This is a genomic window from Lactococcus sp. FSL W8-0209 (assembly GCF_038006585.1).
GTDB classification, from domain to species: Bacteria; Bacillota; Bacilli; order Lactobacillales; family Streptococcaceae; genus Lactococcus; species Lactococcus lactis.
On the sequence record NZ_JBBOVN010000003.1, the window covers coordinates 35,674 to 50,454 of the forward strand.

The 14,781-nt window shown below is 31.9% G+C and carries 14 protein-coding genes and 2 pseudogenes; 7 read left to right on the plus strand and 9 right to left on the minus strand.

Translation table 11 applies throughout. The features are described 5' to 3' along the window. Positions 1-241: 241 nt before the first annotated feature. Positions 242-469, minus strand: coding sequence for a hypothetical protein (locus MKX45_RS12135; RefSeq protein ID WP_340817390.1), 228 nt, complete (start codon positions 467-469; stop codon positions 242-244). A 336-nt stretch (positions 470-805) separates the two neighbouring features. On the opposite strand from MKX45_RS12135, the pseudogene MKX45_RS12140 reads away from it, so the two are divergent. Continuing rightward, a pseudogene (locus MKX45_RS12140) lies at positions 806-1,963 on the plus strand (IS3 family transposase). A gap of 137 nt (positions 1,964-2,100) precedes the next feature. Here the strand turns inward: MKX45_RS12140 and MKX45_RS12145 are convergent. After that, positions 2,101-2,780 (minus strand): IS6 family transposase gene (locus MKX45_RS12145; protein WP_340817392.1). Its coding sequence is split into 2 segments (ribosomal slippage): positions 2,101-2,456 and positions 2,456-2,780, totalling 681 coding nucleotides; the frame shifts between segments, so codons are not numbered across the junction. A gap of 60 nt (positions 2,781-2,840) precedes the next feature. On the opposite strand from MKX45_RS12145, the gene MKX45_RS12150 reads away from it, so the two are divergent. The 4 genes from MKX45_RS12150 to MKX45_RS12165 all read left to right on the plus strand — a co-directional run bounded on the left by MKX45_RS12150 (position 2,841) and on the right by MKX45_RS12165 (position 6,110). Further along, positions 2,841-3,035 carry a hypothetical protein gene (locus MKX45_RS12150; protein ID WP_340817394.1) on the plus strand — a complete coding sequence of 65 codons (195 nt, stop codon included), beginning with the start codon at positions 2,841-2,843 and terminating at the stop codon, positions 3,033-3,035. Between the two features lie 161 nt (positions 3,036-3,196). Beyond that, on the plus strand, positions 3,197-3,475 hold the full coding sequence (locus tag MKX45_RS12155; protein WP_340817396.1) for a hypothetical protein: 279 nt from the start codon (positions 3,197-3,199) through the stop codon (positions 3,473-3,475). A 9-nt stretch (positions 3,476-3,484) separates the two neighbouring features. Beyond that, on the plus strand, positions 3,485-5,476 hold the full coding sequence (locus MKX45_RS12160) for a DUF1430 domain-containing protein (protein WP_340817397.1): 1,992 nt from the start codon (positions 3,485-3,487) through the stop codon (positions 5,474-5,476). 1 nt (position 5,477) lies between these two features. Further along, on the plus strand, positions 5,478-6,110 hold the full coding sequence (locus MKX45_RS12165) for an ABC transporter ATP-binding protein (RefSeq protein WP_023189878.1): 633 nt from the start codon (positions 5,478-5,480) through the stop codon (positions 6,108-6,110). Positions 6,111-6,212: 102 nt separating this feature from the next. Here MKX45_RS12165 and MKX45_RS12170 read toward each other — a convergent pair. Both MKX45_RS12170 and MKX45_RS12175 read right to left on the minus strand, forming a co-directional pair. Further along, positions 6,213-6,302: pseudogene (locus tag MKX45_RS12170) on the minus strand (IS6 family transposase); the annotation flags it as partial. A gap of 215 nt (positions 6,303-6,517) precedes the next feature. Continuing rightward, positions 6,518-7,399 (minus strand): nucleotidyl transferase AbiEii/AbiGii toxin family protein, encoded by an 882-nt coding sequence (locus MKX45_RS12175; protein WP_311806017.1) that lies wholly within the window; start codon positions 7,397-7,399, stop codon positions 6,518-6,520. 221 nt (positions 7,400-7,620) lie between these two features. On the opposite strand from MKX45_RS12175, the gene MKX45_RS12180 reads away from it, so the two are divergent. Further along, entirely contained in the window at positions 7,621-8,544 is a 924-nt protein-coding gene (locus tag MKX45_RS12180; protein WP_311916900.1) for a hypothetical protein, read from the plus strand. A gap of 251 nt (positions 8,545-8,795) precedes the next feature. On the opposite strand, the gene recA is transcribed toward MKX45_RS12180, so the two are convergent. From recA to MKX45_RS12195, 3 genes are read right to left on the minus strand one after another with little or no spacing between them, the layout of a single operon-like run. Then, complete coding sequence (recA, locus tag MKX45_RS12185) at positions 8,796-9,821, minus strand: recombinase RecA (RefSeq protein WP_340817401.1); 1,026 nt, start codon at positions 9,819-9,821, stop codon at positions 8,796-8,798. Positions 9,822-9,835: 14 nt separating this feature from the next. Next, entirely contained in the window at positions 9,836-10,228 is a 393-nt protein-coding gene (locus tag MKX45_RS12190; RefSeq protein WP_047686797.1) for a hypothetical protein, read from the minus strand. Continuing rightward, a complete protein-coding gene (locus tag MKX45_RS12195) occupies positions 10,225-11,691 on the minus strand; it encodes a Y-family DNA polymerase (protein ID WP_340817402.1) in 1,467 nt (488 codons plus the stop codon). The genes MKX45_RS12190 and MKX45_RS12195 overlap by 4 nt, the downstream gene beginning before the upstream one ends. Before the next feature lie 170 nt (positions 11,692-11,861). On the opposite strand from MKX45_RS12195, the gene MKX45_RS12200 reads away from it, so the two are divergent. Beyond that, positions 11,862-12,967 (plus strand): IS3 family transposase gene (locus MKX45_RS12200; RefSeq protein ID WP_340817404.1). Its coding sequence is split into 2 segments (ribosomal slippage): positions 11,862-12,078 and positions 12,078-12,967, totalling 1,107 coding nucleotides; the frame shifts between segments, so codons are not numbered across the junction. 216 nt (positions 12,968-13,183) lie between these two features. Here MKX45_RS12200 and MKX45_RS12205 read toward each other — a convergent pair. Next, a complete protein-coding gene (locus MKX45_RS12205; protein ID WP_012477786.1) occupies positions 13,184-13,483 on the minus strand; it encodes a hypothetical protein in 300 nt (99 codons plus the stop codon). An 18-nt stretch (positions 13,484-13,501) separates the two neighbouring features. Then, positions 13,502-14,350 carry a ParA family protein gene (locus tag MKX45_RS12210; protein ID WP_012477785.1) on the minus strand — a complete coding sequence of 283 codons (849 nt, stop codon included), beginning with the start codon at positions 14,348-14,350 and terminating at the stop codon, positions 13,502-13,504. Positions 14,351-14,781: the final 431 nt, after the last annotated feature.

The following is a 14,781-nucleotide window of genomic DNA, read 5'->3' on the forward strand; positions in this document are numbered from 1 at the left end:
GCCTCATTTCCATCATTGTCACTATTTTTTTAGTTTGTGTTTTTAATCTCTTTTATATTATCTTATCTTATTTTAATTGAAAAAGCACTAAAAATAAAGCCTAAGAAGCATTCATCTCCATTTTAAATATGAAAAAATTTATTGTTCATTTAAGAAATGGAGAATATAATAAAACCATTCCAAAAAAAATTTTTCATAAAGCACTCCAAACGCCCCTTTAACGAGGGGTGTTTTGTACTTTTTAACGTTCGATTTCCGTATCGGAATTCACATTCATTCCATCGGATAACGTTAACCATTCGTTTATTTTTTGATCGAGGACCTGCGAGGAATCCGTTTTGTTGTTCTGCATTACTTTGGCTTTCTGACGGGTCTCAAATTCATTAACGGCACGCTTCACTTCTGGATCTTCCAGTTTATCATTAAAGGCTTTTTCTCGTTCCTTCAGCTCTAAATTTTCGTTTTTCATCCACTCTCTGTCCGCTAATTCTCTTCTTTCGAATTCTTCTGTAACTTCTTGAGAAAAGCGACGGAATCGCTCTTGGTCTGATTTGAGAGTTGCTCGTTGAGCTTTAAGTTCTCTTGCTTTAAACTCCGCAGTGTTAATAACTGTTGATGCTGCTTCGACTCTTGCTCTGAAATCTTGGTACTCAATTTTAAAATTTCTTCGCTCTGATTCAAATTGCTCTCGGTCAAGTTCGAGATCGTCTCTTCTAGCTTGAGTTTCTGGAGCTATACTATAAAAGTAGACACAAATACGTGTGTTATAATCTGTCTAAGAAGACACAAAAATGAAAGGACTTTTATGTCAGGATTTAAACGTTACGACGAGGACTTTAAACAATCTCTCGTCAACCTCTACCAAACAGGTAAAACTCAATCCGAACTCTGTAAAGATTATGGGGTATCTTCTTCTGCACTTGCAAAATGGATTAAGCAGTACTCTCAAGTTCGTCTTGAAGATAATACGGTGTTGACTGCTAAACAGATTCAAGAATTACAAAAAAGGAATGCCCAACTAGAAGAAGAAAATCTGATCTTAAAAAAAGCGAGTGCCATATTCATGCAAAACTCCAAGTAAGATTGAAAGCCATCTATAGACTCCGATTTGAACACACGACAGTTATGCTCTGTCGTGTTTTACATGTCAATCGTTCCACCTACTATAACTTCATAAACAAGAGGCCTTCGAAGCGTGAAGTAGAAAATCAACGCTTGAGAAAATTACTCCTTGAGATTTATATGAAAGCCAAGAAAAGAATTGGAACGAGAGCTTTTAAAATCATTCTTCTGCGTGATTATGGCGTTAATATTTCTGAAGGCCGTATCTTAAGACTTCTCAAGTCTATGACACTCCCTAAAATGTCAACCATCAAACCTCGTTTTAAATCAAATAAATCTCCTGTATTTTCTTCTGATAATCTGCTTAAACAAGAATTTAACCCGAAGTCCCCGAATCAAGTTTGGACAACAAATTTCACTTATATCTCTATAGGACCTAAGCGACATGTTTATCTCTGTGCTATTCTTGACCTCTATTCAAGGAAATGTATTGCGTGGAAAGTAAGTGATAGGATTGATGCTAAACTCGCCTGTGACACCTTAGAAATAGCTATAAATAAGAGGAAACCTAAGGAACCAATTATTTTTCATTCGGATCAAGGAAGCCAATTTAAATCAGCTTCCTTTAGAAAGTTATTAGATGAGCATCAATTGCTTGCTTCTTACTCCAAGCCTGGATATCCGTATGATAATGCCGTCACTGAGGTCTTTTTCAAGTATCTTAAACAACGAGAAATTAATCGCAGAACTTATCACTCCATTCAAGAAGTTCAACTCTCTTGCTTTGAATACATCGAACAATTTTATAATAATTATAATCCTCATCCTGCCAACAATGGGTTAACTCCAAATCAGAAAGAAGAAAATTATTTTAAGAAAATATAGCTCATTTTGTGTCTAAATATTTGACATTGGTCCAATTTAGTTATTTCATACTCTCTTTTAAACCTTGAAATATTTCCATGGTCTCTCATATCGATTTTCGGTTCTGTTGCGAAGTTTTAAAATAAAATACAACCTCTCTGAATTTCAATTATCTTAGGCTGATATTCCCATTAAGATTTTGATTTCAGTAGAGACCGAAAAGCCGAAGAGTGTTCCATTTCTTCGGTTCTTTTTGTATATTCCTCGAATGGTCTCCATGCCCTTTATCGTGGTTGAGGCAGTACGAAGACTTCTATAAAATTTATTACGCCGCTTAATTGGCCGATGGTCCTGCTCAATTAAATTGTTGAGATACTTCACTGTTCGATGCTCCGTCTTGGTATATAAACCGTTCCTCTGCAACTTTCTAAATGCAGATCCAATAGACGGAGCTTTATCCGTGACAATTACTCTAGGTTCACCAAACTGCTTATGTAGTCGTTTCAAGAATGCATAAGCAGCTTGAGTATCCGCTTCTTTCGTAACCAGATATCTAAAGTCAATCCATCCGCATCAATTGCTCTGTACAGATAATGCCATTTGCCTTTGATTTTGATATAGGTTTCGTCCATTTTCCACGAATAGAAGGACTGTCTATTTTTCTTTTTCCAGAGATGATAGAGGATTTTACTGTATTCTTGTACCCAGCGATAAATAGTGGTATGACAAACGTCAACCCCACGATCATAAAGGAGTTCTTGGACTTCACGATAGCTCAGATTGTAACGTAGATAATAGCCCACAGCGACAATAATGACGTCTTTTTGGAATTGTTTGCCTTTAAAATGATTCATCCATATGTCCTCGCTGTCTTTCTATCCCATTTTACACTAAAATAGACTTATCGGAAAACTTTGCAACAGAACCAGATTGACCGCAAAAAAGAAGTACAAAACGCTAAATTTTGGAAATCTGACGAGCCTGAACCAATGCCAAGCGCCGTCGCTCAAACGGAATATCAAAACCCTGAATTACGCAAACAAAAAGAAGAAACAGAAAAGGACAGCGCTGGATTCGGCGACTTGTTAAAAGGCTGGTTCAAAAAATAAACTAGTTTTTCATAACTTCAACTATATTTATATATCGTTATTGTTTTTGTCAGATTTAAATGTTAAGATAATTTTATAAAATAAGAAAGAGGTTACATATCAACTCATCAATTTCACGAGCAACAATTAGAAACAAAAGCAAGAAGCAAAAAATAGTAGTATTGGCTATTGCTTCACTATTAATTTCAGGTACAGCAGTTTCAGCTGCACAAACTTTCTTTCCAGGAGGTTGGAATAATGTTTATGCTGATCGTCTTAACCCCTCAATTAGCCAGTCAACTGGACATGATAATGCAAAAATTAATAAATGGCACTCAAGTTGGGTTAAAGTTGGAAGTCGAAGAGGTGACAGCGGGAATGCTTCAGCTAACCAAATTTCCTATGCTAAAGTTGTCGGTGCTTGGAATGGTAATTTGTCAGGTTGGTATCAAGCTTGGTAAGGAGTTCTAATGAATAGAGTTACTAAATTATTACTATTAATTCTATTTACTGTTATTTCTTTTTCTTCTGCAAACATGATTAAAAATAGTCTCATAGATTCCAAAATAAAAAAGAATTATGAGCCAAGTGAGTTATCAAAGATACAGCTTCCTACAAATGTAAAATACGATAACAATCTTATATCACAAGTGAAAGATGTATCAGAGGCTACTGATACCTCTTTCACTTTCAGAGTAACCTATGTTGCAAGTAAAAATGACGGTAAAGGGAATGTTGATTTTATTAAACCTATAAACCGCGTGATGTTTTTTCATACGAAACATTTCCCCAAAGAAGATAAAGTTTTTGTAACTCATGGATTTGAGTACGTTTTTTTGAATTTTCCATTATCAAAAATTACATCTGTTCAACTAAAAAATAGTGATATATATATTGATAATAAAAATAAATCTAAAGGGCTTAAAGAACTTGCAAACCTAATAAATAAAAAATATGGATTAAACATACAAGATAAAGACTTATTATCCTCCAATCCCAACCAGTATGATACTCATTATGGAGATTTCATTGGTTATAATAATAGTAATTTAACTTTATTCATTGTTATATCTAATATATTTTTTGCAATTCTATTATTCGTATGGCTTGTGTCCAACAACAAAAAGATTGCTATTTATCGTCTTAATGGACTTAGTTCTACTAAGATAACTAAGCTATTATTTATGAAGGAGTTTTGTTGTACCGCATTATTAATTTATTTAATTGTGAGTCTTGCAAATTTTAAATCTTTAAATTTTGAATATACAATTCTGATAATATTTATGATGTCAATTGTAGTTATTATTTCTTACCTTGCTGTTTTACTTGTAGCTAAGTTTTCTCTTTCAAATCAAATTAATTCAAAATCTTTCTTTAAATACAGCCACTATATTTTATACTCAATTAAAGCTTTCGTTTTTTTGGTTACAATTTCTACAAGTGCTTCTTTAATTTATCTTATAAATAGTGGCCTCAATACTAACACAAAAACAGGAAATGACTATTCAGTTCTCTATCCTGAATATGTTGGTTATACACTGAACAGTGATAGTTCTTACAACAATGATTCAGATCTAACTTCTGATTTATTTAATTACGCTGAGAAACATGATGGGCTCTATGTTAATCCTATAAGATTAAACGTTGAAAATAGTGATGAAAAAAATGTTTTACAACTAAACTATAATTATCTTTTGAAATTCAATATTAAAACATCGGATAACAAATCGATACTCATAAACAATGATAATACGTCCGGTATTGTAGTGGTATCAGATAAGTTGAAGCCTTACTTAAAAGATATAAAGAAATTTTATGCTTCTTCTTCATCTTTTTCTTCACCAACTATCCATTATTATTTCATGAAAGATAATCAAAAGTTTAAACTTCTAGATGGTAGTAATGGGTATATAACTCCTGATTTATTGGAAATATATACATCAAAAAATGTAGGACAAAATCTTGATGCTTTACATAATGCAACAATGAAGTTTAAAATCCTTGGTACAAAAGATAAAACATATAATTCTATCAAAAAAATACTTAAAAAACATGGACAATTGGAAACTCACCCCTCTTTAATCACAGTAAATAATATTAATAGGTCTGATTACTTATCATCTATTGGAAACCCTTTAAGTTATACTGTAACTAATGGTTTAATAATACTGATCTTTTTATCTATGATTTTATCTACTACTTTCTTTTATTTCGAATTTTATAAAAAGAAGATCGCTGTCAGTTATCTTTACGGAATGTCATACTTGAGAACGTACAAATCTTTGTTTGTGTTGCTCTCTATACAAGGGTTAATTTTCTTAATTTATGGAGCACTCCAACAAAATAGAATTATTATTTTAGAAGCTTTATTATTATATTTTATGATTGAAATCATAATAACAATCTGGCTTTCTAAAAAGTTACAAAAAAAATTAATGTTAAATTTTTTAAAAGGAGAGTAGTATGTTAAAAATTGAAAACTTAAATAAAAGTTATAAAAATAATCATATTTTTAACAACTTTAACTTAGAAATTCCTAAAGGAAAAATGGTGGCGATATATGGTTCTAGCGGTTCTGGTAAATCTACACTTTTGAATATAATTGGGCTCGTGGAAGATTATGATGATGGTAAATATTACTTTGATGGGTCTTTCGCTCCTCCTTTTAACAGTACGACTGCATTAAAACTACGTCGAAATACCATTTCATATTTATTTCAAAATTTTGCGTTAATTGAAGATGAAAGTATAGAAAAAAATTTAAATATTAGCTTAGTGTATTCTAAAATGTCTAAAAAAGAAAAACAAATAAAAATGAAACACTTTTTAAAAAAAGTAAATATTGAACATCGACTAAGTACAAAAATTTACAGCCTCTCGGGAGGGGAAAAACAACGTGTCGCTATTGCTAGAGCATTATTAAAAGATAGCAAAATAATACTAGCAGATGAGCCTACTGGTTCTCTAGATTTAAAAAATAGAAATGAAGTTATAAGATTACTACGAGACGAAGTGGATATAGCAGGTAAAACAGTCATAATTGTAACTCACGACCCGTACATTAAAGAACAAAGCGATTTAGTCATCAATATTTAAGAATTTACCTGTCAATAAGTTCGCAGAAACAAAATAAAAAAGGCTAGCGGTTCTGTTGCGAAGTTTTAAAATAAAATACAACCTCTCTGAATTTCAATTATCTTAGGCTGATATTCCCATTAAGATTTTGATTTCAGTAGAGACCGAAAAGCCGAAGAGCGTTCCATTTCTTCGGTTCTTTTTATATATTCCTCATACTATTATTTAATTAACGATTAATGGGGGCGGTATCTCACAACAGGAACTGAGGAACTATATATTCCTTGATTTTTGATAAAAAAATGCCCAGTTCGGTAGAAATGGACAAATGTGGTTTAAGTGTATTTATGATTTGCAGGGCGAAATTATTTTTCGGACGATGCCTATTCATAAATTAAATACAATTCAAAGTTTATATGTAACATGTATTAAGAACGTTGTAGGGCCAGATATACCCGTTCAAAAATTTTTTTATTAAATTCAATTAAATAATTAAAAGCCACTCTCTCATTTGAGGGAATTTGAGGAATTACTTTGCTATTATAATCTAATTCTAATCTTTCAAGTAGTTCCTGGGAAGGGTTAATAAATTGTTTAATTAGATCGATCGGTACTTGTTTAATATCAAACATTTTTTTTATTATAACTATATTTTCCGGGGAATCAATATTTATAAAATATTCTGGCTTGCTAGTAAGCGTTGTGTAAATATCATAAAGGTCCCTAGATCTTGTTTTGGGGGATGACACCCTATAATCTGGTAGTTGTTGGCATGTAGCTCGTATTTTTTCATCAACAATCATCATGGGTGAGTATATAAAGATATCGATACCATCATAGTTATATTGTAGTCTATCATCTGTTATCTCATCAAAACTTAAATCTATACATATTTTTTTTTGACTATTTTCAATGGACTCTGCGTAAGCCCCAGGGTTCTTTTTTTGAGTATCATTAAGTTGTTGAAATACTTCTTCTGAGATAATGGTAAAAGTTACAGAATACCCTCCCCAAAAAGGAGGAGTGTGCTCACCTCGCTTAGAAGGGCGGTGCTCAAACTTGAAATTTATTATTTTGTATCCTAAATTTGAAAAAGAAGTAGAAATAGCTTCAAAAAAAATAGGACCATGTATTTTTTTATCTAATCTTTTAGATTCAGCTATAGAAAAATCTAAGTCTTGAGATTGTCTTTTGGTAATCCCTAAAAGCTTTAAAGCGTTACCACCTTTTAATGTAAGTAAACTAGATAAGTCAGAATTAGAAAAAATAGCCGTTAAACAGGTCATGCGAATTTCGTCAGGTGTGATCATTTTTTGTCTCCGTAAGAAGTATATATATCCATTCTATCATAAATTGCAGAGTAAAAATGGTAAATAAAGAGGTATTGTTAATTATAGCTATAGTATATATACTATAGCTATCTATTTAAGATTCTTTTTGCTATAATTTAGATAGAAGGAATAGCTATAGTATATATACTATAGCTATAACTATAACCTTTAGTAACACTTTTATAAGTTTGGAGGTTTTTATGGATAAAGACCCATATCATATTAAAGAGAATAAACAATTACTGCAAGAGCTAGGTGAAACTTTCGGAAATGTGTTAAATCGTACTTCTATGATAAATTTCATAAAGAAGGCTAAGCTTCAGTCTAATATTTCGAAAAATGTGAGCTTTGGTATTATGGTCAGGTATTTAACAGACTATTTAGACCTATTTGATGAAATTCGAGTTTATCCAGAGGGAAAAGAACCAATTTCGAGATATGTAGCAAAATATTGTGTAGTTTCTCCGTATGAAATTGCTCTTTCATTATTATCGAATTCTTTTTTATCACATTATAGCGCTTTATATGTGAACGATTTAACAATAAATGAACCTAAAGACATATATATAAATAGAGAACAAACGGCGAAACCTAAAAACGATTCTAATTCAAAGTTGACTCAAGGGAAAATTGACTATGCTTTTTCGAAGCCTATGAGAAGAACAAATAGTGTATACCTTTTTAGATACAAAGGGATAATGTATAATGTTTTTGTTTTGAATTCCAAAAACACAAAAAATACTGGTATTATTAAAAAAAAACCAGTAGGTTTCTCTAAATCTATTAAAGTAACTAATTTAGAAAGAACATTGATAGATACCGTTGTACGTCCACAGTATAGTGGGGGATTTTTAGAAATACAAGATGCATATAAGACGGCTTGTTTTGAGATAAATGCAAAACGTATTGCTACGTATATTAAAAAGTTTGATTATATCTATCCCTATGAAAAATCTATACTTTTCTACCTTAAACATACTGAAAATACGACATTATTTACTGATTTGAAAAATTTATGGAGGGATAAAATTGAAGATAGTCTAAATTTCTATTTAGACTATCAAATGATAAATATCTCACTTGATAATGAATTAAATATTTATCATCCAAAAGATTTCAATTGATAAGTAATCTAAATGATGGTATATATAATTAAGAAATTTAAAATATTAAAGGAAAATGATGTATGCAAAATTACCAGATCAGTCCCAACCCTTTTCACTAAACAAAAGAAGGATAACAGGGTTAATGAAAAAAGATTATAACAAAGTTTAGTAATCTTAAAAAAAGTATTAAAATTAATCCTTCAGGAAAACTATCCTTTTTTGTTAAGTTAATTGAGATAATAAAAAGGGGCTAAATTTAGCCTCTTTTATTATGAAAATTGTAATGCTTCACGAGTCAAGTCATCTAGTGCATTAAAAACTGAAGGATGATGAGAGAGATATTCTTTTACTCCGAAAATTCCACGTCCTAATTTTTGGCCATTAAATGAATACCATTCACCTAGCTTCTTTACTACTCCAAGTTGAATGGCAGTCGTAACGACATCGATTTCTTGAGAAAATCCGTCTCCAAAAATATTAATAACAGTTGGCTTTTTATAAGGAGCTGATACCTTATTTTTGACTGTATGAAGTGTTGTCTTTTTACCAATGGTATCTATTCCATCTTTAATTTTTTCTCCAGATTTTACTTCTATACGAACCGAAGAATAAAATTTTAAAGCTGAACCACCTGGGGTGGTTTCTTTATTTAAGAACAAGCCACTCATGGTAGAGCGTATTTGATTGATGAAGATGATTACTGTCTTTGTTTGGTTAACCTTTCCAACTAACTGGGAAAGTTGCTCAGACATCATTTTAGCTTGCTGACCAGGCATTTTAACACCATCTATCTCAGATGCAGGAGTGAGTGCTGCAACTGAATCCACTACAATTAAGTCAAAAGCTCCTGTTCTAACAAATTCATTAATCATATAGAAAGCCTCCTCTCCTGTATCAGGTTGGGCAAATATAAGACTATCTGATTTGACACCTATGTTTTCAGCATATTCTATATCAAGTGAGTTTTCAGCATCAATATAAGCTACATAACCCCCATTTTTTTGTGTTTCAGCTACTGCTTGGAGCGCTACAGTTGTTTTTCCAGAGGATTCTGCTCCAAATAGCTCAATGAGTCGTCCTTTAGGATAACCACCGATCCCAATTGCGCAATCTAATGACAGAATACCTGAAGGTAGTGCCTGAACATGTTGTGAAGCTTTCCCTTCCTCATTCAAAATGGTATTAGAGCCAAACTTTTTTTCAATCGATTGTGTTGCTTTGGTAATAGCTAATTTCTTTTCTTCTGGATCATCTAATTTTCTTACTTTATAAGAATTATATTGAGGTTGTTCCATGATTTCTCCTTTCATTATTGTTTGAGGTAGGAATCAAAATATTGTTTATCAGTTAATTTCACGATGGAGCTAAATTCCAGTTCTAAATAATGTCCATCTATTTTTTTTAGGATTATTCCTGTTTTATCTTTCCAATCTACAATTATTCCATCTACATTTTTTAAATTCTTACCTACCTGGTACTCTATATTAATTTCAAGCTGAAGGCTCTTTGCGAAAGAAATCATGGTAAGAATCTCATCTTGTTCCAAAGAAAAATCTGGCTCTTCAAAGGTAAATTCTTTATGATAATCACGATGAGCTGAAGCAAGTTCGGCAGTCGCAAAAGGATTCCATTTCATTTTCCCTCTATCTTCATACGTTCTTATTGATTCATATTTACTATAAGACCTGTCAACACGACTCAATTCAAGCCCTCCAATCCACCTGCAGAGTGTCCTCCTACCATTTTGCTTCTTGCAACTGCACGTGACCCTTTCTTAAGAACAGTTGCTTTTTGAACAGAAACAAAGTGATATTTTTGACGAATCGAGTCAAGTGCTTCTTGAACAGCTTCGTCCTTTTTTTGTTTGATTGTTTCTTCGTTTTCTTCATCAGAATCAAAGAGTGAAATAAGTTGATAAGGTTCATCTATGAGATTATTGGCACTAACCCCAATCCGTCTAACTGCGCCTTCATCATATTTTTCATTCAATAGTCTGGTAGCAATTTCTTGTAAATCTTTAGTAGAGCTAGTTGGTTCAATCTTTCTAGAAACTGAGAGTGACTTTTTATAATCAGCCATTGAAAATCCCACAAAGAGCGAAAAATTTGTCGCTTTTTTCTTTGATTTTCGTAGTCTCACAGCAACTTGTTCAGCCATTTCATTTACTATCAATCCTATTTCCGATTTTCGAGTATAGTCTCTAGGTAGGGTTTGACTATTTGAGAAACTGACAGATTTCCTTTTGTACTTGTCAGTTAAACGTGTTTCATCAATTCCGTTGGCATGGAAAAATTGTTGAAGCCCAATCACTCCTAACTCACGCTTTAACATATCAGGGTCAGCATGAGCAAGCTCTTTTATTGAATGAATCCCTAACTTATTTAAACGTGCTTCAGTTCTTACATTAATACCCCAAAAGTCTGTCATATCAGATATTGACCACACTTTAGAGGGAACATCTTCATAGCGAATCAAGGCTCTCATGTTGGTATTATGTTTAGCATAATTATCCATTGCAAGTTTTGCGAGAAGTGGATTGTCTCCCATTCCAATTGTCACATATAAGCCAGTTTTATAATAAATTTTACGCTGCAGCATTTGAGCTAATTTATCCATTTGTTCGTATTTATCAGTAACTTTAGGAAAGAAGAAGTCCAAAGATTCGGTAACATCCAAACATGATTCATCTATCGAGTAAGCATGAATTTCATCTATAGAGGTAATTTCTCTTAAAATATTGATTACCTCTAAATTCTTTTTGATATATAGCAGCATTTGAGGAGGAACAATATAAGTTTGTCTTGCCCAACGTTCAACTTCAGCAATATATTTTGGATCAGGTTCAACCGTTTGTCCAAAAATATCTGTATGCTTTTTATGCCACAGATGATAGTTAAATTTACGGTTATGTACCAGGAACGGAAGTTCTTTGGAATGACTGACATTAGACATTCCAAATACTTTCTTGAAAGTTGGACTAGCAGCAAGTATTAACCCATTTGAATTATCAGCCCTGCTCATTACACACAGAGAAGTAGTGAGAGGATTTAAACCACGTTCAATACATTCAATTGAAGCGTAGTTTGATTTGACATCTTCAAAAAGTATAGCTCGTTGTGGTTCAACTGAGTAGTCAAAAAAGTTATTTAATTTTTGTTTTACCATTTGAACCTCCAGTAGTATAGCAAACACAAAACATCTGTTTAAATGATATTATACATTTAAAAAGTCCTAAAATCAACATATAATATCAGATAAAATAGTAAAATGGTATATCTGATGTTATCCTTAAATCTTAGAGTCACTATTGTATAATTTAGACAAAGGACAAAAACATGCAAAAACGCTACTCAAAAGAATTTAAAGAAACCCTTATCGCCTTCTATCATTCTGGTCAATCCGTCACCCAGCTGTCTAAAGAATACGACGTGGCCCCTGCAACAATTTATAAATGGATAGACCTCTACTCTAAATCTAATGAAAGCTCCGTCTCTAAAGCTGATTTTCTAGAATTAAAAAGACAACTGGCTAAAGTTAAGGAAGAACGAGACATCTTAAAAAAAGTATTGACCATATTCGCCGAGAAAAAGAAGTGAGTGCTGCGGATATGACTCAAACCATTAAAACTTTAGCACTCAATGTCAGGCTCAGCTGTCAACTCCTTGATATTCCTGAATCAAGTTATTATGAACGGATTAACCGACATCCATCTAAAACTCAATTAAGGAGACAATACCTGTCACTCAAAATTTCTCAACTCTTCAATGCTAACCGAGGAATCTATGGTGCTCCTAAAATTCATCATCTTCTACTTAAACAAGGGGAAAAAGTCGGGTTAAAACTGGTACAGAAGCTAATGAAGCAACTTCAACTCAAGTCTGTAGTCATTAAGAAATTTAAGCCTGGATACTCACTAAGTGATCACATCAATCGAAAAAATCTCATACAGACTGAACCTACAAAGAAAAATAAGGTTTGGTCAACCGATATTACTTATATTCCTACTCAACAAGGATGGGCTTATCTCTCAACCATTATGGATCGTTATACTAAAAAAGTCATTGCTTGGGATTGGGGCAAGCGAATGACTGTAGAATTAGTGCAAAGAACTTTAAATAAGGCCATTAAATCACAAGACTATCCAGAAGCTCTTATTCTTCATTCTGACCAAGGAAGCCAGTATACGAGTCTAGAGTATGAAGAGTTGCTTAAGTATTATGGGATGACTCACTCTTTCAGTCGAAGGAGATACCCTTATCATAATGGCAGTCTTGAATCTTGGCATGGACATTTAAAAAGAGAGTGGGTGTATCAATTTAAATATAAGAACTTTGAAGAAGCCTATCAGAGTATTTTCTGGTACATCGAAGCCTTTTATAATTCAAAACGAATCCATCAAAGTTTAGGGTATCTTACACCTAATCAATTTGAAAAGGTGTAAGATACCCTAAAAACTTGACTTAACGTCAAATTGATACAAAAAAAAACAGAGAGAATATTTTTTCTCTGTTTTTAAAATCTGATCTTTAAGAATATAGATATTAGTAAATTTACCTATTTCTATATTTTTTGTTCTTTTAAAAAAACTTTATTCCTGTTTTTAAACAATTCTTCTTGAAATACTCTACTAGGCGTTCAAATTCATCATTATCTCTCCTTAAAGATTATCTTTTAAAACTGAATATCTACGTTTTTCATCTGCACTCAAATTTTGAGTAAAATCATCAATCAAAAATTGAATTGCTTCATAGTCGAATTTCAATTTATGCAATACTTTTATTGCTTCCAAACTTGTTTTTATTTCATCAGAAATTTTAAGGGTGACTTTTTGGTTTTTGAATTGATTTTTCTGTTTTTTTTCTGGTTTTACAATATTTATACTTGCATCAGCTTCAAACTTTTGAGTTGGAGATATTGCTCCTTCAACTTTTCGCTCTAATAAACCTTTTCTTGCCATATTATTCTTTTCTCTCCTTTACTCTTCAAATTCTATAAGTTTAGAAAGCATTTCTGAAACAACTTTCTCATACATTTCCAGTACTTTTCGGTCAAAACGATCTTCATCAGTTATACCATTTATACTAAATCGTTTAATGCGCTCCATTTGAGGAATCACTGTTTCAAAAACAAGGTCTTCTCCCCACTCTTCTTTTGCTGACTCAATAATTAGTTTATCAACAGAACCTCTACTATTTGACAACATCGGTAAAGCACCAAGCACCTCTATACCAAGTTCATATTTCATCTTCAGTTTAACTAGGGTTTTAATGTATTCAATTGCTCCTGTCATACTATCATCTTGTGTTTGAAGAGAAATTAGAACGTAATCACTAAACATAACAGCGTTACTTGTTACTTCTACACTTAATGGCGGTACATCTATTAGAATGATGTCATAATCTTCTTTTAAAGGTTCAAACAATGGTTCTAGGAGATGTGTTTCTTCATATTCATTGCTTGTATTCTTATATAAATACTTTGCGAAATCCTCAAAATCAATGTAGCTGGGAAGCAAATCAAGATTTTCTATAATTGAAACAGGCAAATCTTTTAAGTCACGTTGCTGAACACCCCACATCAAAGTTTTATCAATAGTCATTATTTCATTACTGTTTTGTGATTTAGTAAGTATCAATGCTTTTGTAGAATTTGATTGTGGGTCTAAGTCACATACTAACGTTTTTATACCAAGCTTAGCTAGAGTGTAGGCGATTAAGTATGTATTCGTTGTTTTACCGACTCCACCTTTTTGATTACCTATGATAATAGTAACTGCTTTTTTTCGTTTTTTAAATAGCTGTTTTGCTTGTTCTAATTCTTCCATCTTTGCCTCCTGTTAGATATATTATATCATATCTATACTAATATATAAATATAGAAATATCTATATTTATTAATTTATATTTCTAATACTCATCCTCATTTGTTGATATAAATGTTATATTCCAATTAATATCCTAAAAAATCAATTTAAGTATATTAGTATTATTCTATATTTGTAAATATCTATTTATCTATATATAGATATTTAACTTTATCTATATATAGATATTTTTTTATAAAGAGCTCTATATAACTATCGATCTCGAATTTTTATAGATATTAGTAAATTAGTAATTTTAGATATATAATAATATAAATATTTACTAATTTACTAATATCTATATTTCTATACTTATAAAAAACATTTGAAACTTCTACTTTTTTTTGTTATCCTATTGCTAACAAGAAACATCACAGAAAGGAACTGCAAAT

Excerpts from the sequence above, each read along its gene's own strand:
- MKX45_RS12135 (WP_340817390.1), bottom strand. The coding sequence starts at position 469 with ATGAAAAACGAAAATTTAGAGCTGAAGGAACGAGAAAAAGCCTTTAAT.
- MKX45_RS12160 (WP_340817397.1), top strand. The coding sequence starts at position 3,485 with ATGAATAGAGTTACTAAATTATTACTATTAATTCTATTTACTGTTATT.
- MKX45_RS12165 (WP_023189878.1), top strand. The coding sequence starts at position 5,478 with ATGTTAAAAATTGAAAACTTAAATAAAAGTTATAAAAATAATCATATT.
- MKX45_RS12175 (WP_311806017.1), bottom strand. The coding sequence starts at position 7,399 with ATGATCACACCTGACGAAATTCGCATGACCTGTTTAACGGCTATTTTT.
- MKX45_RS12180 (WP_311916900.1), top strand. The coding sequence starts at position 7,621 with ATGGATAAAGACCCATATCATATTAAAGAGAATAAACAATTACTGCAA.
- recA (WP_340817401.1), bottom strand. The coding sequence starts at position 9,821 with ATGGAACAACCTCAATATAATTCTTATAAAGTAAGAAAATTAGATGAT.
- MKX45_RS12195 (WP_340817402.1), bottom strand. The coding sequence starts at position 11,691 with ATGGTAAAACAAAAATTAAATAACTTTTTTGACTACTCAGTTGAACCA.
- MKX45_RS12205 (WP_012477786.1), bottom strand. The coding sequence starts at position 13,483 with ATGGCAAGAAAAGGTTTATTAGAGCGAAAAGTTGAAGGAGCAATATCT.
- MKX45_RS12210 (WP_012477785.1), bottom strand. The coding sequence starts at position 14,350 with ATGGAAGAATTAGAACAAGCAAAACAGCTATTTAAAAAACGAAAAAAA.